This is a genomic window from Verrucomicrobiota bacterium (genome assembly GCA_037139415.1).
Lineage (GTDB): Bacteria > Verrucomicrobiota > Verrucomicrobiia > Limisphaerales > Fontisphaeraceae > JBAXGN01.
On sequence record JBAXGN010000028.1, the window covers coordinates 21,251 to 41,483 of the forward strand.

At 58.6% G+C, this 20,233-nt stretch carries 11 protein-coding genes; 5 read left to right on the top strand and 6 right to left on the bottom strand.

The annotated features are described in order from the left end of the window. Positions 1-166 precede the first annotated feature (166 nt). The 6 genes from WCO56_07020 to WCO56_07045 form a co-directional block, all read right to left on the bottom strand. Entirely contained in the window at positions 167-3,091 is a 2,925-nt protein-coding gene (locus WCO56_07020) for an exo-alpha-sialidase (GenBank protein ID MEI7729305.1), read from the bottom strand. Between the two features lie 148 nt (positions 3,092-3,239). Further along, a complete protein-coding gene (locus tag WCO56_07025; GenBank protein ID MEI7729306.1) occupies positions 3,240-4,559 on the bottom strand; it encodes a dienelactone hydrolase family protein in 1,320 nt (439 codons plus the stop codon). Further along, positions 4,556-5,725: a glycoside hydrolase family 99-like domain-containing protein gene (locus WCO56_07030; protein ID MEI7729307.1), complete on the bottom strand. Its 1,170-nt coding sequence runs from the start codon at positions 5,723-5,725 to the stop codon at positions 4,556-4,558. The genes WCO56_07025 and WCO56_07030 overlap by 4 nt, the downstream gene beginning before the upstream one ends. Before the next feature lie 2 nt (positions 5,726-5,727). After that, positions 5,728-8,307: a glycoside hydrolase N-terminal domain-containing protein gene (locus tag WCO56_07035; protein MEI7729308.1), complete on the bottom strand. Its 2,580-nt coding sequence runs from the start codon at positions 8,305-8,307 to the stop codon at positions 5,728-5,730. Positions 8,308-8,448: 141 nt separating this feature from the next. Then, entirely contained in the window at positions 8,449-9,258 is an 810-nt protein-coding gene (locus WCO56_07040) for an MIP/aquaporin family protein (GenBank protein MEI7729309.1), read from the bottom strand. A gap of 8 nt (positions 9,259-9,266) precedes the next feature. After that, positions 9,267-10,430 carry a GTP-binding protein gene (locus tag WCO56_07045; protein MEI7729310.1) on the bottom strand — a complete coding sequence of 388 codons (1,164 nt, stop codon included), beginning with the start codon at positions 10,428-10,430 and terminating at the stop codon, positions 9,267-9,269. Between the two features lie 198 nt (positions 10,431-10,628). Between WCO56_07045 and WCO56_07050 the strand changes: the two genes are divergently transcribed. The 5 genes from WCO56_07050 to WCO56_07070 all read left to right on the top strand — a co-directional run bounded on the left by WCO56_07050 (position 10,629) and on the right by WCO56_07070 (position 19,920). Beyond that, positions 10,629-11,414 carry a PEP-CTERM sorting domain-containing protein gene (locus tag WCO56_07050; protein ID MEI7729311.1) on the top strand — a complete coding sequence of 262 codons (786 nt, stop codon included), beginning with the start codon at positions 10,629-10,631 and terminating at the stop codon, positions 11,412-11,414. A 22-nt stretch (positions 11,415-11,436) separates the two neighbouring features. Further along, positions 11,437-12,360, top strand: a complete 924-nt coding sequence (locus tag WCO56_07055) for a hypothetical protein (GenBank protein ID MEI7729312.1) — start codon at positions 11,437-11,439, stop codon at positions 12,358-12,360. Positions 12,361-12,374: 14 nt separating this feature from the next. Then, entirely contained in the window at positions 12,375-13,166 is a 792-nt protein-coding gene (locus WCO56_07060) for a prepilin-type N-terminal cleavage/methylation domain-containing protein (protein MEI7729313.1), read from the top strand. A 5-nt stretch (positions 13,167-13,171) separates the two neighbouring features. Next, on the top strand, positions 13,172-14,383 hold the full coding sequence (locus WCO56_07065; GenBank protein MEI7729314.1) for a radical SAM protein: 1,212 nt from the start codon (positions 13,172-13,174) through the stop codon (positions 14,381-14,383). 398 nt (positions 14,384-14,781) lie between these two features. Continuing rightward, positions 14,782-19,920, top strand: coding sequence for a M36 family metallopeptidase (locus WCO56_07070; GenBank protein ID MEI7729315.1), 5,139 nt, complete (start codon positions 14,782-14,784; stop codon positions 19,918-19,920). Positions 19,921-20,233: the final 313 nt, after the last annotated feature.

Here is a 20,233-nt window from a genome sequence, read left to right on the forward strand (position 1 = left end):
TGTAAATGGCACGCGGCCCCCAACCGGCCAGCGAGGAAAACCGGCGCGGGACCAGACCGCGGGCGGGGTAGAAACACGCCATGGTGAGAGAATTCCCCGAAACCAGATTCTGGTAAACCTTTCCCGCGTCGGGATGATGGCCTGATAGACCGGGAGAAAAGGTGTTTTATGGTTTCACGCGGAGGTTTTGAATGGGGATCACGGCCAGTTCGGCGCTGTTGTGATTGCCGCGCCGGCCGCCGCCGTTGGAGTAGCCGACGTAGAGTTTGCCTTCGTGTTCGATGGCGCACGGATAGGAGAGGGGCGCTCCGTCGGCCACATCGCCGGGGCCTTGCGGGAAGGCGGAGGGACGGATAATGAAGATCTGGCTGAGCACCGACTCGCCCGGTTTGCTGACGGCAATGGTGAGCGGTGTGCGGCGTCCGCCGCTGTTAGCGGTGGTGGTGCAGACGAGGTAGCGCTGGCCGGTACTGAGCATGCCGGCGGCGGGCTTGGAGGTGGCCATGGGCAGGTTGCTTGGTGCCGAGGCGATCCAGGTGCGGCCGTAGTCCTTGCTCACGGCAATGAGCGCCTGCGCTTTGGCGCCAAAGCGGGCGATGCTGGTCACTTTCGGGCCATCAACGATGATGCCCGATTCGCCCCACATCGTGAGTCCCTCGACGGCTGGGATGACTACGAGATCCCATTTTGTGAAATCATCGCCATGGCTGATGGCGACAGCCGCGGGGTTCTTGCTGGTCTCGGAAATCGCACCCGCTTTGATGCCAGGCATGATCCAGTTTCCATCCTCCATCTTTACCGGCTGATTCAGCGCCCAGAAACCGTCATCAACAACGACACCCTGCGACTGCCACGCACTGGTGCTTTCCTCGAGCACAAAAGCCCGCGTGTGAATCTTTTGCATGCGACCATAAAACGCGCCGTGGAAGGCCCATAGCTTGCCACCATGTGAAAGGAACACGCCGTGGCTGATGGACAAGTCCGGCACTCCCGCCCCGGTCCCGATGGTGAAGGTCTCGCCCCACGTTTTACCGCCATCCGCGCTGATACGGCCGCGTGCTTCTTCGCCGTGCGTGTTCTCTTCGCCCTTGTTGTGACCGAAGGATGCGAACAGCTTTCCTTTGTGCCAGGCGAGGCCAACGCCATGCAGCCAGATGTAGCCGTCTTTTTCGGGTTCGTTGGCCTTGATGACCTGAAACGTCACGCCATCGAGCACGGGCGCATCAGCGGCCTTTGGCAGCTTTACATTCGCATCCCAGAGCGGGGTGTCGGCGATGATGGCCTTCGGGATTTCATGCGTAGCCGCGACTGGCTGGTAGATCCCCGCAATCTCCGCCGCGCTCCATACGCGCGGCTCCCAGCGCGCCTCATCCACCGCGCCGGTGAACTGCTGCAGCAGTCGTCCGCGGTCGTTCACTCCGCCAAGCGTGATCGGTGCCTCCGTGGCTGGGAGCGCCTTGGTAAGTGTGATTTCACCGGCGGGCTGCCCATTGAGAAAGAGCGCCGCTTTCGCGTCAGCGACGGTAAGCGTAACGAGATACCAGCGGCCCGGCTGCAAGGCCTCGACCGGGTTGATGCTCTTCCATTTCTCCTGCTGCAGATAGGCGCGCAGGCGGCCGTTCGACTCGATTGCCAGGCTCCACTGCCGCTCGCCGAACGAGTAGCGATTCTTTGCCGCGATCAGTTGCTGCCCACTCTGCGGAGCATAGGGATTCATCCACACGGAGAACGTGAATCCCTCTGCTCCGCCATTGAGCCGACCGCTGTCTTTCAGCTCGATGACCTGACTCCCGTCGAGCACAAGGCACTGGCCGTTCACCCCCGCCGCTTTCGTCGCGGTGCCGTAAACTTTGATCGCGTCATCCACCGCATTGAGCGGCCAAAGCCGTGCGGTGGCAGGTTTGGCGGGTTGCGTGGTGGCGGGCTTGGGAGTCTTCACGCCGGTTGCCTTGTTCACCAGGACGCGCAGTTGGCTCCTGGGCGAAGTGAGTTTGCCTTCGAGCACTTCGGCTTCGGTGAAGATGGCCATGAGGATCTCTTTGTCCCGCGCGCGCTGGAAATCATAGATCACTGAGATCCTGCCATCGGCTGCCTGCACGCCATCGGGGTAGGCTGCGCCATCGCGTTCGTCGAGCAGCAGCCCGCCTTTCCAAGTGCGGCCATCGTCGTCGGAAAGAAACGCCGTCAGGTGCGAACGCCCCTTTGCGCCGGCTGGCGGATTTTGCCGCACCAGCAGCAGCCGGCCACTCGCCAGCCGGCGAATGAAGAAGCGCGTGGTCAGATGCGGAATCGCGCTGGCCTTCACGTCTGACCATGTCTTACCGCCATCCGTGGACACGCTTTCACCGAGGCCCGTGATGCAGTTGTCACCCGTGGCGAACTTCCCGCGCACCAGCATCCACAGCGAGCCATTCGTTCGCTCGACGATCATTTGCTCATCGGCGCTGCGCGATTTTCGGTCGGGGATGCTGGCCGCACCCAGTTCGACAAACGACGCCCCGTGATCCGTCGAAACCACCACGCGCGAGCTGGCCTCGGAATACCATGATGACACCGGCAGCAGCCACCGGCCATCCTTCGACACCGTCGGCTTGTTCATCATCACGCCTTTCGCGATCGCACGCGGTGCCGACCACTTCGCATCGGCTTTACCCGAGTCCGTGGTCGTGATCGCAAAGGTGACGAAGGTTCCGAAAGCGCGGCCTTTCGGCTGGGTCGTCTCTTGTCCCCAAAACAGCCAAAGCCTGCCCTCGGGATCATGCCATCGGCATGGATCAAAAGCGCGCACGGGTCCGTCGCCATCGGGATCAAGCACGAGCACGCGCTGCCAGGTCTTGCCATCATCGCCGCTCGTTGAGAGCAGGATGTAATTGTGGGCATCCTCAGTGAGACCACCGCCATACCAAGTCGCCCACAAGCGACCATTCCCCGCCCGCTCAATACCAGCCACTCCTTGAAACAGCCGTGCGCTGTCCGCGTATTCCGGGCTGGGAGAGAAGTTTGGCACGGCTGGAATGGCGGCGAGGTTGGTTTCCATGGCCGGAGCCAGGGAAGCGAAAGCGAGCAGGGAGAGGAGGATGAAGTGGTTCACAGGTTTTATTCTAGATGGAAGGCGTCGTTCTCCTTGCTGTTCACGAGTGGAGAGGGTTAGTGAGATTTATCTCGGTCATACGCTCTTGCCGATGAATTTCAGCGTTCGTAGTATCGGCTTGGGATGGCGAGAAGTGTGCGGTTTGGTTTCATGGTTGAGGCTGGGTGGCAGGAGTTCGGTTCGCTGGCCCGGTAACTTGGATTAAATCGCTCGAGACCGTAACGGGACGATCGTCGGACACCACCGCGAACCAATCAGCGGCCTCGGCGGGGAGTTTGGCCTCATAACGGTTATCGCCGATTTTGGCGGCGGGCAACGGCTCCCATTTGCGCTTCATCACATCCGAATCCTCCCTGGCCCAATAAACTTCCGCACCGGCCAATGGGCACGGGGCAGTAACCCTAAAGCGAGCGACGAGCGGGGCGCTCTTTTCCACGATCACCGTGGGCAGTGGCTTGCCTTGGGCGTTCAGGTAATAGTCAAAAAAGGGCACCTCCATCGCAAGCCAGTTGGCCTTGCTGCCGCTGGGGGTGGGATACGGTTGAAACGCCGTGGGCTTGAACGGTTCGGCGGATGCTTTGGGAAACACGGTGCCGCCGGGCAACGGGATCTTGTGGTTGGCATTGGGCGCATAGACATGGTTCTTCTCGCCTGGAACGGCATCCAAGGTGGCCTGCACCGCCCGCGGCCAATAGAAGAAGTCGTTGGCCGCTCCGGCAATGAAAAACGCCGCCTTCATGCCCGGCGCGCGACGGCCGGCGTCAAGATCCCGCAGCCAGCGGTCGCGTTCTTGCACGGGTATGCCACCGAGGGTGGACTTTGGCCCATTCAACTGCGCCGTCAGATCATAAAAGCCGCAGCCATACACTGCGAAACCCGCCCGTACCTGATTCCCGGCAAGACCACAGACCATGGTGGTCATGTAGCCGCCCCAGGAAATGCCGACGACCCCGATGCGCGTGGCATCCACATCCGGCTGCGCACGGAGCAGATAGAGCGACTTCATGGCGCTGAGCACGGCATCAAAGATCACGCTGGCTCCAGCATCAGGGGTCGCCACCCAACGGCCATCGCCATATTTGAGCGCGTTCCACCTGCCCTTGGTGTGAGTCAGCTTTTTGGGTTCGGCGATGCCCGGCAAATCTGGGGCCACCGCCACATAGCCGCGCTGCGCCCAGGCCATCGCCTTGTCCACCTCGGCATTCCCGCCACCGCCATGCAACACGAGCATGCCGGGATGTTTGCCCGGCGTCTTTGGCGTGGCAATCACGGCAAAGATTTCCGAATTATCGCGCGAACGGAACACCACCTGCCGCAGGGTGATATTGTCCGGCACCACATTGGTGGCCGCCACTTCGCGCAGAATCTCTGGCGCCTTGCCATCGAGATAAGGCGCAAAGGGATCGGTGTCCGCCGCCGCAAACGCGGCAAGCGAAGTGAACAAGAGAGCGAGAATGGTTGGGTTCATGGCGTTGGTGGGAGTATTGAGGTTGAAGGTGTTAATGACGAAGAGACGCGTAACACGTTGCTCACGGCCTTGATGCGCTCTTCATTGGGGCGACCATCCGCACCAAGCGTAGGAATCAGCCAACCCCCTTCGTCGTTTTCATTCCAACCGTAGATAATGATGGCATTACTCGGGTTGAGGTCGCGATTGTGCTGCGTCCAGTCCACGGCTTCGCGGAGATGGTTAGCGAGTTGATCAGGCGTAGCGGTGACGGCATCCATGAGCGGTTTCTGCTGCGCGGGCGGTGTGTTATCCGGCGACGCAGCGACCCCAGTGATCCAGGACGGAGGACGCTCGTTACGCGGGCGCGTGTCCCAACCCGCACTGGCAAAGGTAACGCACTGGAGGCCGAGCGCGCGGCATTTCTCCCAACGGTCGCGCCGGATGCCAGCACACTGTTGCGCATACGACGGCGGGGTCATGGTATAACTTCCGCCGCACGCATAAGCCGAGATTGCATCGAAACCAAGCGCTTGCATGTCCTTCGCATCCTGCTGCGGCTGCCAGCCCATGAGCACGATATACGGCGGTTTGAGCCCGGCGGCGGTGGCGGCAGCACCGAGTTCCTGCCACGCATTTTTGCCAAGGCGCTGCGGCTTGCCGAACACAAAAAGGAGCGGGCGTCCTTCGCACCCGGTCTGGTAATTCGGGTCTTTGAAATGATCAACGAGCCGTGCCCAACCGCGCACGCCCATTGTGTCAAGCCGCCCACCTTCCTCGATAAGGCAATAGCGCACGCCGCGCTTGTCCTTGGCGGCGCGATAGCGACGGAGCGCGATGCTTAAATTGGCGTCGTCCCAATAGTCAACAAAGGCCCAGTAGTTCAGCCCCGCTTCCGCCGCATAGGCGATTTCCGTTTCGACAATCGCCTGCGAATCACCGTTGATGCTGACCTTGTCCGCACCAACCAAACGCGCAAACCACGGCAACCGGAAGTGATACTTCGGCGGCCCCAGCGTAACTTCCGTTTCCTTCACCGGCCCGTTCGTGCCATACCACGCATCCCACCGGATGGCACCGACAATGGGGCGTTCGGGCTGCCCGGCACACAGCACAGCCAACGGCAACATCAGCAAGGCGACAAGACCCGGCAGGGTATTCATCGCAGATGGTGTGTTACCGGACATACTCATGGTTTTTCCGATCTGACGGTTTTCACTTGCCCATTGACGCGGAGCTTTACTTCGCACGGCTCCGGTGAAGTGAGGCGATAACCCGTAACGACACCATTCTGCCATTCCAGGTCCACCGTGACATTGCCGCGCGCGCGCAAGCCTTTGACGCTACCGGCAGCCCAGACTTTGGGCAACGCAGGCAGCAGATGGATTTCACCCTCGTGACTTTGCAGCAGCATCTCACAGACACCGGCAGTGTAACCGAAATTACCGTCAATCTGAAACGGCGGGCAGGTATCGTAGAGATTGGGCAGCACACTGCCGCTCACCCATTCGCTGACGATCTTATAAGCGTGATCCCCATCCAACAGCCGCGCCCACAGATTGATCTTCCACGCTTTGCTCCAGCCCGTGGCCCCGTCACCGCGGGCCGTGAGGGAGACTTTGGCGGCCTCCGCCAGTTTCGGCGTCTGCAACGGGGAGATTTGCCGTCCCGGATGCAACGCCACCAAATGGGAGAGGTGCCGGTGCTGATCCTTTGGATCATCGCGATCCACCATCCATTCCTGAAGCTGGCCCCATTTACCGATTTTCGGAGCCAGCAACCTGTCACGCATGGCTGCGATCTTGTCGCGGTAGGCGCGATCCACCCCCAGCGCATCGGCGGCTTCGACGTAATTGGAAAACAGGTCCCACACCAACTGTTGATCGTGCGAGACGCCATCCTCGTGCGGACCGTGCTCGGGTGAATACCCGTTCGGCGCCACCAGCGTACCATCCGGCAGCGCCTTGAGCCGGTCTTCCCAAAACTCGCAAACCTCCTTAAGAATGGGATAGGCGCGATCGCGCAGATAGGCCTGATCCTGCGTGAAGGCGAAATGTTCCCAAAGATTTTGCGCCACCCACGCGCTGCCGGATTCAACCCACTGCCAGGTCGAGCCGCCGAAGATGCCATTTTCGGCACGCATCGTCCAACCACGGGTATGGAACGCCTCCCGGGTGGCCTCCTTGCGCACGTCGCGAATCGAATAGAGCCAATCCGCATAGGGCAGGAAACACTCCGATAAATTGGCCACCTCGGCCGGCCAGTAATTCATCTGCACATTGATATCGGTATGGTAATCGCAACGCCACGGCGGTCGGATGCTTTGATTCCACTTGCCCTGCAAATTCGCCGGCAAACCACCCGGACGCGAGGAACTGATGAGCAGATAACGGCCATACTGGAAGAGCAAGGTTTCCAGCCCGATATCCTTCGCACTGGCCTTTTTATAGTTGGCCACACGCTGATCGGTGGGCAGCGAGGCAAGCGCCGCATCCGCCGGACCGAGGTTCAACGTCACGCGCCCGGAGAGCTTCTGAAAATCGCCCACATGATCCGTTCGCAACTGCTCGTATGGCTGGGCCATCGCGGTGGCAAGCCGTGTTTCAATGCGACGGTGCGGAAGTTCGCCGTGCCAGCCCTTGGCGCGGTCCTGCACGAAATCGGTACCGGCATCAAGAAACAGGGTCAGGCTGTTGACGGCCTTGAATGCGATCATGCCGTCGGCGACTGCAATCGAACCACCCTCGTTGAGGGCACCTACCTGGGCCTCGTATTGCAACGCGAAGGCATACGGCTTGTGCGGGGATTCGCGCTGGGCGGAGCCTTCCTTGTAGCTGTAACCCTGGAGCGAGCCTACCACGGTGAGCCGGTTTTTATCAGCCGCAATCCGGCCCTGATGCAGATCGGCAAGCGACACCAATCCGGTCAAAGCGCCCGGCTTGTCCGCGGTGAAACGCAGCACCACGACCCCGGCCGGGTGACTGGCAAAATACTCCCGCCGATATTGCACGCCGCCGCTGGTATAGGTGACGGTATGGATCCCTCGGCTGAGGTCGAGTTTGCGGCGATAAGCGGTCACCGCAGGACCGGCCGGCTTGCCGAGTTCAATTTCGGCGATCTGGAAATGCGTGCGCGAACCGTGATCGAAAAAGGTGAACCGATAATGAGAAAACTTCTGCGTGTTGGTGAACGCGTATTCCTTGCGCTGATGACGCCCGGGAAAGGACGGTTCATGGGTGTGCTTATCCAGCAAGGTCCAAGTCTGAAGGTCGTTTGAACCTTCCAAAGTCCACGATTTGGGGTCGCGATCCGGCATGTCCTCACCGGATGTGAACGCATAGGACGACACGAGCATTCCGCCCGGACAATGGCCGAGCCAGATCACCGGTTGATTGCGATGCTCCAGGCACCATTTCGTGGCAGGCGAACCGTCAATACTGGCGGCGACCGACTGCCCGCCGGGGGAGGTCTGGCCGCTTGCGCATTCCACGGAAGTAATGGTGCCAGACTCGAACTCAATAAACAGATCGCCAAAAGCCTGATAGGCACCGGTGTCGTTCTCATCCCCGATCCACAGGCTTTCTTCGTTGAACTGAATGCGCTCCTTCTGCATTCCGCCAAACACCATGGCACCCAGACGGCTGTTGCCAATCGGCAACGCCTCCTGCTCCCAGCGGGTGGCAGGGGCAGCATACCACAGGGCCGCTTCCCCGGCGGCCAGTAAAGCCAACGGTAAAAGCACTACAAGGATAGCAATGAGTCGCTTCATGGGGCTCATCGTACATCATGGGGATTCGCGTTTCAACCAATCTGCCGGGATGGGTTGCCGGGCCACGTCGTCCAGGAACAACAGTGAAATGCTATGGTCTGATAGTCCGAATCCGCGATTTGCCGTTATCCATCGCGGAAATTATTGCGCGTACGCTGGTTTAAAGAAAGCCCGGTAAATACCGCCGCCCAGCAAGCCGCCCAACACGGGCGCAAGGATATACACCGTCAGCCATCCCAGCCCGTTCACCTGGAACGGCACGCCGCCCCAGCCGGCCAGTGAGGAAAACAGGCGCGGGGCCAGATCACGGGCGGGATTGAAACAGGCCATGGTGAGCGGGCCGAGCAATGAAATCAGCAGGGTCACCGTCAGGCCGATGGTGGCGGCGGTGAGGATTTGCGGACGCGCTTTATTCCGCTCGTCGGTGGAACAGAAAATCACCAACAGCAGCACGGCGGTGCCGATGACTTCGGTCCCGAATGCCGCGATGGCAGACAGGGTCGCCCGCGCCTCGGTGGTCAACGCCTTGCCGCCCGGATTGGGGAAATACTCGCCGAAGATCATCGCGCTGGCCTCGCTGCCCGGCTGGCCGCGGACGATGTGGTTCGCCTTTTCAAACGCGGTGAGCGCGTCGCCAAAGACGAAGTACAGTACCGCCGCACCCACAAACGCGCCCAGCATCTGGGTGATGATGTACGGCACCACGCGGGATTTGGGGAAATCCGACCACACCGCCAGGCTGATGGTTACGGAAGGATTCAGGTGTGCGCCACTCAACGCGCCGGTGAGATAGATGGCCGTGGCGATGCCCAGGCCCCAGACGATGGCCACCTGAAACACCCCGACCTGGGCGCCGGTCAGGACCGCCGCGCACACGCTGCCACAGCCGAAGAATACGAGCAGGAAAGTGCCGAAGAATTCTCCGGTAAACCATTTGGGTATCGCTTGCATGGGAGAGTTTACTTGGCGGATTTAAAGCGATGGGTGGGGCTCGGCTTGCCCGGACGGAAGTGTTCCAGATGATCCAGGGTGGCAGTCAAGGTGGGGAACGCCTTGGCGGCCTCCGCCAGCGCCTCGCGGACGGCGGTACCGAGCACATCCGGCGCGGTCTCAGCCCGCAGGTTGATGGTTAATTGTCCGCCTTGCACGGGACCTTTGAGTTTCAGCGAAAGTTCCGGGATAAAGTCATTGCGAACAAGGTTCACCACGGCAATCGCTTCCGGCTGGCAGGGGTTTGGGCACAGGGTCATTTTCAAGTGAGCCACCTCGGCCTTTTTGGCCTGCAACCGCTTTTGCACTTCGCTGGCCACCCGTTGGAGTAACTTATCCGAATCAACCGCCTTCGTCGCCACCAGTTGCACGGTGCAATTCAGCCAGCCCAGCAGCGCCTCGCCATCGGCATAGACTTGGTAGTCCACTTCCATCGCCTTGCCTGCGGGTTGTTTTCCGCTGGTGATGCGGGCAAACCAGGCCTCCAGGTTCGTTCCGTTCCGTGAAGAGACCGACAGGATTTCTTTGCCTGGGAACTTCGCGGCGATGGCTATTTGCAGGGCCGCCAGCCGCGCCGCGTCGAGCAGGTCACACTTGCTGATGACGATCAGATCCGCTTCCTCAATCTGCTTGAGATAAATGTAGAGCACCTTCTCGGAAAAGCTGCCGCCCGCTTCCAGCCCGAAGGCGCGCAAGGCCCGGATGGGGTCCAGCAACACGCTGACGGGGGCCACGGTGAACTCGGTGGTGTAAAGTCGGCGGAGCGGATAGGTGACCGTGGCCACCAGGTCGGTGCAACTGCCCACCGGCTCGGCAATGAACACATCCGGATGGGTTTGCTCCCTCAGTTTGGCGGCGGCATCCACCAGTGAATTGAACCGGCAGCAGAAGCAGCCGCCGGGGATTTCCTCGGTGGCGAAGCCCTGCGAGCGCAGCATGGTTGTATCTACCAAGTTGCGCCCCTGGTCGTTGGTGATGAGGCCGACGCGCAGACCCTGATCGGTGAGTTGCCTGGCCAGCTTGCCCACGGCGGTGGTTTTGCCGGCCCCGAGAAAGCCGCCAATCATGATGTAGCGGGCTTTCGTTGCACGTTTCGCCGACTTGACCGGCGCAGTTTTAAGCTTCGTTGTCATAGAATGTATGCGCAAATAAGCACATATAATCGGTCCCCAAGCAAACATTTTTTACGCAAAAAAGGTTTGCCACGATTTTCTATATATGCCAATCTGCGCATACGTGCAACTTGGCAACTGGTGATCCAAATCCAATTGCTGTGTTCGCAGCAAGCGCCGCGCTGGGTTGCTTGAATATAAAACATTATGAATATATTTATGGCTAAACATCAAACGAAGCACCGCCTGCCATCATTGTTTGCGCCGGGCAGAGGATATCGAACGCTGGCGATTGCCTTGACGGCGACGGTAACGGCGTGGGTTGGTTCACTGCAAGCAGGCGTGGTCTTGGTGCCAAACGGTTCATTTGAATCGCCCACTACAGCGTATGTGGGGATCAACATTGATTCCTGGCAAAAGGCCAACAAGCCAGGGTATTTTGATGAAGTTGCCTATGGCTTTTCGTGGATACAAACGGCCGGTTTATTCTTGAATACAGCCGTCGGGCAGCCGGACCATATTGACAACGTGGATGGGAATCAATCGGCGTACTTACTGGCTTTTCCACAAGTTGCCTTGTCGCAAGACCTGACGGCGCCGGATGCCAAATTTAACATCGGCTCGGCGTATGATCTGACCGTCGGGTTGCTGGGCAAAGGCATGGCGGATGGGTCCAGCCTGCTTTTAAGCCTGTACTATCGTGATGGCGGAAACAATCCGGTAACCGTGGTGTCCACCACGATTACCTACACCGCCGCCGCGTTGCCATCCACCACGCATCTGACCGATTTTCAGGTTCAGGTGCCAATCGTTCAGCCGGGTGATGCTTGGGCTGGCCAAAACATCGGGGTCAAGGTGGAATCCGCTTTTGGTGCCGGCGCCGGCTATTGGGATATGGACAATGTGCGCTTGGTGGCGGTTCCGGAACCGGGTGTTCCAGCCTTGATTTCGTTTGGATTTATCGGATTTATGATGCTCCGGCGCTTTTCCCGTGGAAAGTCATAGCTGCCAAACACGGGGTTGTTATATGAACAGCCAACGCATCAGGCTTGCCGTTGGCTCGTTGCTTATCGCCGCAAACCTATCATCACTGTGGGCTGGCTCGATCAACTTGCCCAATGCGTCATTCGAGTCCCCGGTCACTGCTTTTGTGACGATCAACTTTGATGCCTGGCAGAAGACCGACAAGCCCGAGGGATATGATGAGAGCGGCGGATTTTTATGGACTCAACTGGTGGGCGCATTCAAGAACACCGCGTTAGGCAGCGCGGACCACATTCATAATTGCGATGGTGGCCAGGCGATCTGGCTCTTTGCCGTGCCGCAGACCGGATTGTTCCAGGATTACGACTCCAAAGCCTGGAATGATTCGCTCCCATCGCATTCTTTTAATGCGATATTTGAAGCGGGCAAATCCTATCAGTTAACCGTTGGGGTCATTGGTGGCGGAGGTGGTATGTTGGAAGGCGCAACGATGGAAATTGCCCTATATTATCGGGATGCTGCCAGCAACATGGTAACGGTGGCGGCGACGTCCGTCACCAACTCATTGCTGCTCTTCCCCACCACCACGAATTTCGTAGATATTCAAGCACGTGTCCCCACGGTGAAACCCAGCGACCCCTGGTCAGGCCGACACCTCGGGGTGCGGATGTTTTCTACTGTTAGTGCTGAGGTTCAGGGTGGGTATTGGGATTTGGATAACGTCCGGCTCAGCTCGATTTGTGACCTCCAGTTGCACTCGCCGATGGTAACGAACGGCCAATTCAATCTGCTGCTGCAAAGTGAACCTGGCACACGTTTCGAGTTGCTGCATAGCGCCAATCTTTCAATGCCCATGTCGAACTGGAGCCGTCTTGGCACGGTGACTAATTCTTCTGGCTCGGTGATTTTTACTGATCCACTCACCAATACAAACCGGCGTTTTTACGGTGCGCGCCAACTGCCTTAGCCGAGATTATGCCCATGCCACCAGCACAAGTCATGCGCCGCTCGCAGGGGTTCACGCTCGTGGAATTGCTTGTGGTGATCGCAATCCTGGCAATCTTGGCCTCCCTGCTGCTTCCGGCGTTGGCCGCGGCCAAGGCCGCCGGAAAGAAGGCGGCCTGCATTTCCAATCTGCGACAGGTTGGTATTGCCGTGCGCGTCTATGCCGACGAAAATGAGGGGCTGATGCCGTACGGTCCCAAAGCCTCGGCGTTCACTAGTCCGGCAAGTTTTTATCCCTCCACCGGCGCTCCCACGAGTCTGCTCTCACTTCAGAAGGGCACCCCGGTCGGGCTGGGATTGCTACTCGACCACTACTTGGCCGGACAGCCTAAAGTCCTCTTCTGCCCCGGTGCGGATCAGCCTTTGGATGCGGATACGGAACTCGCCAAAGTCGGCTTCCAACAGGCGCAAGGCAGCTACTATTACCGACATGGTGGCAACACCAAGCTGTTCGATAATCTCGCGGATACCAACACCCCAGTCTCTCTGAAACTCGATAATCCGGGAACGAACCGTTTGGGGAAAACCATTCGTGCCCTGGCCTTGGACACGCAGTTCCTTTGTCCCCCTGACTTGGAAGTCTTCAACGTCAAACCTCACACGCATCATCAGCAAACGGCAACCAGCATACTGTTTACCGATGGGCATGTCGTTTCCCGCCCGAATACGGATGGCCGCTATACGGTGGACCTGACGGATTACGCCGCGCTGCGTGATGCGTTCAATAAAATCCTCCGGGTTTTTGAGCAGGCGGACACAGAATATTAAAAATCATGAAAAAAGTTGCCAAGCAAGGAGCCAAAAGCCAGCCGGAAACCGCGCGTGGAGTTGATGGTGTGCCAGCCACTTTTGAATTGGATGAGGCTACGGTGGATGTCCTGGATTTGAAGACATTGCTCATCACGCGCGGGATCAACGTGCCGGAGGAAATTACCCGGCGTTTTGGGAGCACGCACCGCATTGCGCCCACCAGTCACCTCTTCGCCTGCAACTGCCTCCTGCTTCCGGGGCGCATTCCCGCGCATATGTTCCATATCGGTCCTTCGGCGGAGTTCAGTCTGTCGGTCAACGAGGCTGGCCGGCCCTGCCTGATCTATCGGGGCAAATTCGTCACGGAGGTGGATTTCCCACCGGCCACGGGTTTCTATGAGCAGCAAACCAGCCGGGGCTTTCCCTTCCAATTGATGGCCGTGTTGCAGGGTTTGGATGTGGTCTCCTTCCCCTATCTCTGGCCCTGCCAATTTGCCCTGGGAGGCATTCCTTGCCACTTCTGCTACCAGGGAAACATCACGCTGGCCATGAAGCAGGCCGGGCAGGCGCTGCCGCCCAATCCCTCGCCTGAGGATGTGGCGGAAGCGGTGGAGTACTGTGTTCGCCAGGAGCACATCCATGATGTGCAACTGACTGGCGGTTCTGAAGTGGATGCCGGGCGCGGGGAAATGCCGCTGGCGACTGAGGTTTTGGCGGCCATCGAGCGACGCGTGGGTTTGGAGAATATTGCGGGAGAAATCTATCTTTACACCAGCGCGCCCAAGGACCCGGCGGCGGTGGATGACGTGTTTGCGGCAGGGGCGGATCGTGTGGCGTACGACCTGAACATCTGGGATGAGAACATTTTCAAGCAGGTCTGTCCGGGAATCGCCCGGCATATCGGCCGGGCACAACAACTTCGCGCCTTGGAGTACGCGGCGAGCAAGCACGGACCCAACAAGGTGTGCAGCGCCTTTGTAGTAGGCTTGGAGCCGCTGGAAAGTTTGCTGGCGGGGGCCGAGTATGTCGCCCAGCGCGGTATCGTGCCGCTGTTTTCCATTTGGATGCCCCACCACCGTCCCGTGGTGGGTTCCACGACGCCTCCCGATCTCGATTACTACCGGTGTGCTCGCTGGGGTTTTCTGGAATTATTCGGGAAATACAATTTGAAGCCGCCGGGGGCCTCGGGTCTGAATGTCTGCATGTGCCGCGATTTGGCGATGCACTGCCGATAACTGATAACTGTTCCTGCCTCAGTGCGTCACCGTCCATTCCGCCTCTGGCACCAACTCAACCTGCCCCTCCGCTCCCTTGAGAAATTTGTCGAAAAACTTTTGAATCAATGTCAGGGCGGCGGGTTTGGAACCTTGTTATGGCTGTACGCATTGCTTGGGGAACCGGCGGTAGCGATAAAAAGTGATTTTTTCATCTCGCCTTATATGCAGGGAAGGGGTAGAACTAAGTTGTTCAATGGCATTATGGTAAAGTCGCCTGGGTAGTTAGAAAAGAAAAAAATTAGTTTATGAACCAGAACAAGCTTAATTTCACTTGGCTGCGAATGCTGGCAGGGGTCCTGCTTTTGTCCATGATGGCACCCGCCGCTTTTGGTCTTCTCCCACCAGCAAAACCACCCATGGCGAATTTCGACAAACGCGTCATTCCCGCTGCTCAGGCAGCAGCGGCGGCATTGCCAGCCACCCAAGCCGCCAGCTTGGTTAAGCTCGGCGGTGTTGTGCCCGGTCTAAAAGTGGATTTTGCGCCCATTACCGGTTCCCCCAAGGTGATTTCCGCCGCGCAAGGATTTTTGACCGGCCCCAATGGACAGGGACAGGCGATTTCACCGGAATCTTTGACGAGCTTCGCCGCCAACGATCCGCACCGCGTCCTCAAAGCCTTTCTGATGGAACATCGCCAACTCTTTGGCCATGGGCCGGAAGCGTTGGATCAGGCACGCGTATTGCGGGATTATACGGATGTGCATAACGGGTTGCACACGGTTGTGTGGGAACAGCAGGTGGATGGAATTCCGATCTTTGAAGGCGTGTTGAAGTCCCACACCACCAAAAATGGGGAGTTAGTCAATGTAGCCAGTCAATTTGTGGCCGCTCCCGCAGCGGCGGCCGATTTGGGAACCCCCCAACGCGCAATGGTGATTTTGGCACCCCCGGTAACTGCTCGCCAAGCGGTGGTAAGCGCGGTCAGTACGATTGGCGAGACGCTCGTGGAAGCACAGCTTACGGTGGATCCCGCGAATCCGGCGGTCACCGGAGCGGAGCAGCGCCAAGTGTTTACGGCACCCGGGCTTAAAGGCCAAACCGTGGTGCAGTTACGTTGGGTGCCGATGGATAAAAATCATCTGCAACTGTGTTGGGATGTGATTTTTATGAGCCGCGCGCGAGGGGAGATGTTTCGGGTGCTCGTGTCGGTGCAGACGGGCGAAGCGCTGGTGCGGCGTTGCCTGACGGCTTATCTCACGGACGCAACGTACAACGTCTTTACGAGCGATAGTCCTTCGCCGCTGTCGCCCGGCTATCCAACCCCGGTGACGAACCAACCGCCGTTGGTCTCGCGCACGCTGGTAACCCTGCCGGCGTTAGACACTAATGCCTCGCCCGCTGGCTGGATAAATGACGGCGGCAACGAAACTTGGGGCAATAATGTGGATGCACATACTGACCGCAACGGCGATGATATACCGGATTTACCACGGCCGCAAGGCTCGCCCGCCCGGGTTTTTAACTTTCCCATGGACCTGACCACCCAGGACCCAACCAATTACAGTCAGGCGGCGGTCGTACAGTTGTTTTACCTGTGCAACTGGTACCATGACAAAATGTATGCACTGGGCTTCACCGAAGCTGCCGGTAATTTTCAGAGTAACAACTTCGGACGGGGCGGTTTTGCCAATGACGCGGTAATGGCCGACGCCCAGGATGGCAGCGGCACCGACAATGCCAACTTCTCCACGCCGCCGGATGGGAATTCAGGGCGGATGCAAATGTACCTTTTCACGGGAATGAGCCCGCGCCGGGATGGGGACTTGGATGCGGAAGTTGTGATCCATGAACATACGCATGGTTTAAGTTGGCGGCTGGTGGGGGGGGGAGACGTATTAGGTGACACCCAGTCTGACGGCATGGGGGAAGGGTGGTCTGATTTCTACGCCATGTCATTGTTGAGCGAGCCCGCCGATGATGTGAATGGCAATTATGCCAGCGGCGGCTATGCCAGCTATAAAATTGGCGGGCCCAACGATTTGCAGAACTACTACTTTGGCATCCGGCGCTATCCGTACACAACGGCGATGGCTCGGAATCCCCTGACTTTCAAGGATATTGATCCGGCCCAAGCCGATTTCTGTTCCTCGCCGGCACCGTATCATACCGGGATGTTTGGTCCCTGCAATGCCGCCTATGCCGACGAAGTCCATAACGAGGGGGAAGTCTGGTGCGTGACCTTGTGGGAAGCGCGTGCCAATCTCATTAACAAGTATGGCTGGACAATTGGCAATCAACTCATCCTGCAACTGGTGACCGATGGCATGAAATTAAGCCCTGCGCACCCCAATTTCCTCCAAGCCCGCGACGCGATAATCCAGGCGGACTTGGTGAATAACGGCGGAACGAACCGCTATGAGTTATGGACCGCGTTTGCGAAACGTGGCATGGGCTACAGTGCCACCTCCCCATCCAGTTCGACGGCCAGTGGCGTGCATGAGAGCTTTGACCTGCCTCCCTTATTTCTACAAATATCGCCCGCCGACGGGTTGGTGAGTCGGGGGCCGGTGGGTGGTCCATTCAGTCCTTCGACCAAAACCTACACCCTGCTCAACAGTCAAGCGACTCCCATGGCATGGCGGGTCACTTCCACCCAGGCGTGGTTATCCGTGTCGCAAACGAATGGCATTCTTCCAGCCAACGGGTCCACGTTGCTCACGATCACGGTCAACGCGGCCGCAAATGGTTTGCCCATGGGGATCTACACCAACACGCTGATTTTCACCAATAGCCTCGAACCCGACATCCAATCGCGTCCGGTCATTCTCGGGGTGGGTGTTTCCGATAATTACACCGAGTTATTCGATAATGCCACGACCAATGACCTGGCTTACACGTCGTACACGTTTACGCCGGATGGCCGCACAAATTATTGGGTTTGCCGCCAGCCGGCGACCGTCTTTCCCACTGATCCCACTGGTGGCACGCTGGTTCCTTTGAATGATAACGCCTACGCGCAAGTCACACTCACCGGCACCAACACCGTCGCCATCTACAACCGGCGGACGAATGTCTTTTTCATTGGCAGCAACGGCTACCTGACCATGAATCGCGGCGATACAAATTCCTTCGAGTCGTTAACCAATCATTTCAGTCTGCCACGTGTTTCAGCCTGTTTCCACGACTGGAACCCGCGCAATGGCGGGACGATTTCCTGGAAACAGACGTCCAAATTGGTGGCCGTGACCTTTACCAACGTGTATGAAGCTGGCAGCACGCAAGCGGTCAGCTTTCAGATTCAAATGTTCTTCGATGGTCGTATCCGGTTGACCTATCTGAATGTGGGCATTACTGGTGGTCTGGCGGGTCTGTCCGCTGGTCTGGGGATGCCGAATTTATTCATGAAGAGCGATTTCAGCACGTATGATTCCTGCCAACTGGGCGAGGCGGTCGAAGCCACCAACCTCGTCTGGACCACCGGGGGTGATGCCTACTGGTTCCCGGAAACCAGCACGACGTTTGATGGTGTGAATGCCGACCAAAGTGGAAAGATTGGCGATGGGCAGCAGAGTTGGATTGAAACCACCGTGGTCGGGCCGGCCACCCTGAGCTTCTATTGCAAAGTTTCCTCGGAACTCGGGTTTGATAAACTGCAATTCTACACCAATGGCGCGCCTTATCCCAACAACGGCGCGCCGCCCTACCCGCAGTTTGAAATTTCCGGGGAAATTGACTGGCACCAACGCACGTTCGCGCTGGCGCCGGGAACCAATGTGTTGCGCTGGCGTTATATCAAGGATGGCAGCGGCGCCAGCGGCACGGATGCGGCGTGGCTGGACCAAGTCCAAGTGGCGGTTCCCACCCCCCCGCAGATTACCAGTGTGTTGACCAATCAATCGGTCATTATCGGCAGCAACGCGACCTTTAGTGTGACCGCGACCGGCACTGCACCCTTGCTTTATCAATGGTACTACAACGGCGCGCCCATTGGGTATTCCAACGGGCTGTCCATTGCCAATACGTTTGGCGCGGCATTTGGAGGGGTCGCGGCGCTTGGCATTGCCAACGCGCAACCGGCCGATGCGAAGAACTATTACGTTGTGGTCACCAATCTCTATGGCAGCGCCACCAGCAGTATAGCCACGTTGACGGTGATTCCGCTATTACCCTTGGCGGTGGCGGTGAATAACCCGGGTTTGGCGGTGGCCACCGGGGGGGACGCCCCGTGGCTGGGATTGCCGACCATCACCCATGATGGCGTGGCGGCGGCGCAAAGCGGTTTCATTGGAGACGCCATGCAATCCTGGATGGAAATAACGGTGGTGGGCCCGAGCCACATCGGGTTCTGGTGGAAGGTCTCCTCGGAAACCAACACTGATTATTTGGAGTTCACCCTCAATGGCGTGCGCACCAACCTCATCTCCGGCGAAGTGGACTGGACCCGGGTGGGCTATGATGTCCCTGCTGGTACCAACGTAGTGCGCTGGAACTACGTTAAGAATGGCAGTGTGAGCGCCGGGCAGGATGCCGGGTGGGTGGACCAGATTTTGATTGGCCGTCCGCCCGTCGTGGTGCAGAACCCGCCATCACGCCTCACGGTCCCGTTGCATGGCGGCACCAATTTGAGCGTCACGGTGAGCGGCGACCTGCCGATGCAGTATCAATGGTATCTGGATGCGACGGCGCTCGCCCACGCTACCAACACGCAATTAAGCCTCGCCCAGGTGCAGTATGTTCAAAGTGGACCTTATTCGCTGGTGATCTCGAATACCTATGGGGTGGTGACCAGCACGCCGGCGCGCCTGCTCATCCTGCCCCCCGGCCAGATCCATACCAACACGGCGAGTGTGGCCGGAACCATCACGATTCCGAGTGCGGGTCCCGCGTCGGTTTATCCGTTTACCAACCTGATTGCGGGGGTCACGGGCAGCGTTCAACAAGTGACGCTCACCGTGAGTAATTTGACGCATCCCTACCCGGCGGATTTACAGATGTTGTTGGTCAGCCCGACCGGGCAGGCGGTCCTGTTCCTGGCGGGCGGGTCCAACGGCGCGCCGGTTGCGGGAGCGACCTTGACCTTTGATGACACGGCGGCCACCGGGGTGCCGGCGCAAAGCGCGATTACCAGCGGAGTGTATCGGCCAACGGTGATCGGGCTGGTGCCGGCCTTGCCGGCCCCAGCGCCCACGAATGGGTACGCCACCAATTTGGCGGCGTTTACGGGGAGCGACCCCAATGGCGTGTGGAGTTTGTTCATCAATGCTGGCAGCACCAATGGGGCGGCCGCTGGCAGCGTGGCTGGCTGGAGTTTGAACTTCGTGACGCAACCGGCGGTGATCCCGCCGGCGATCTTCCCGCCGGCGATCACCAGCGGGCAGATATTATTCAGCCTGCGGCCCGAGGTGGGCAAAACGGTATATATTGAATACAAGGACAACCTGCAACAGACGCTCTGGCAGGCGTTGACCAACTTCCCGGGGGACGGCAACCTGCACACCATCAGCAATCTGACCAGCGGTGCGAGCGGACGATTCTTTCGCATGTACCTGCAATAAAGTTGCGGGTTCTTCGCTGTTTTCGGTGGCGTACTCAGCGGAATCCCGAAGTCCGAATACCGAATCCCGAAAGAAATCCGAAATCCGAGATCCGAAAACAAGCCACCTCCATGAGGGGAGCCACCGACGCCTGTGGCCGTCGCCGGGCTGGAAAAATGCCGCGTTTCAACGTGAAAAGCGAACCGGCCACCAACCGCGTGCCAGCCATCGGCTTTCGGATTTAGCTGGCCCCCTATTCCATTCAAAATAGCGAGGAGCCAAAAAAGGCTTGCGGCAAGCCGGAATACATTTTAGGTTGCTGGGCAAGATAAAA

Bases quoted from the DNA above. Each gene is read 5' to 3' on its own strand.
- WCO56_07025 (MEI7729306.1), bottom strand. From the start codon at position 4,559: ATGAACCCAACCATTCTCGCTCTCTTGTTCACTTCGCTTGCCGCGTTT.
- WCO56_07030 (MEI7729307.1), bottom strand. From the start codon at position 5,725: ATGTCCGGTAACACACCATCTGCGATGAATACCCTGCCGGGTCTTGTC.
- WCO56_07035 (MEI7729308.1), bottom strand. From the start codon at position 8,307: ATGAAGCGACTCATTGCTATCCTTGTAGTGCTTTTACCGTTGGCTTTA.
- WCO56_07040 (MEI7729309.1), bottom strand. From the start codon at position 9,258: ATGCAAGCGATACCCAAATGGTTTACCGGAGAATTCTTCGGCACTTTC.
- WCO56_07045 (MEI7729310.1), bottom strand. From the start codon at position 10,430: ATGACAACGAAGCTTAAAACTGCGCCGGTCAAGTCGGCGAAACGTGCA.
- WCO56_07050 (MEI7729311.1), top strand. From the start codon at position 10,629: ATGGCTAAACATCAAACGAAGCACCGCCTGCCATCATTGTTTGCGCCG.
- WCO56_07055 (MEI7729312.1), top strand. From the start codon at position 11,437: ATGAACAGCCAACGCATCAGGCTTGCCGTTGGCTCGTTGCTTATCGCC.
- WCO56_07060 (MEI7729313.1), top strand. From the start codon at position 12,375: ATGCCACCAGCACAAGTCATGCGCCGCTCGCAGGGGTTCACGCTCGTG.
- WCO56_07065 (MEI7729314.1), top strand. From the start codon at position 13,172: ATGAAAAAAGTTGCCAAGCAAGGAGCCAAAAGCCAGCCGGAAACCGCG.
- WCO56_07070 (MEI7729315.1), top strand. From the start codon at position 14,782: ATGGCGAATTTCGACAAACGCGTCATTCCCGCTGCTCAGGCAGCAGCG.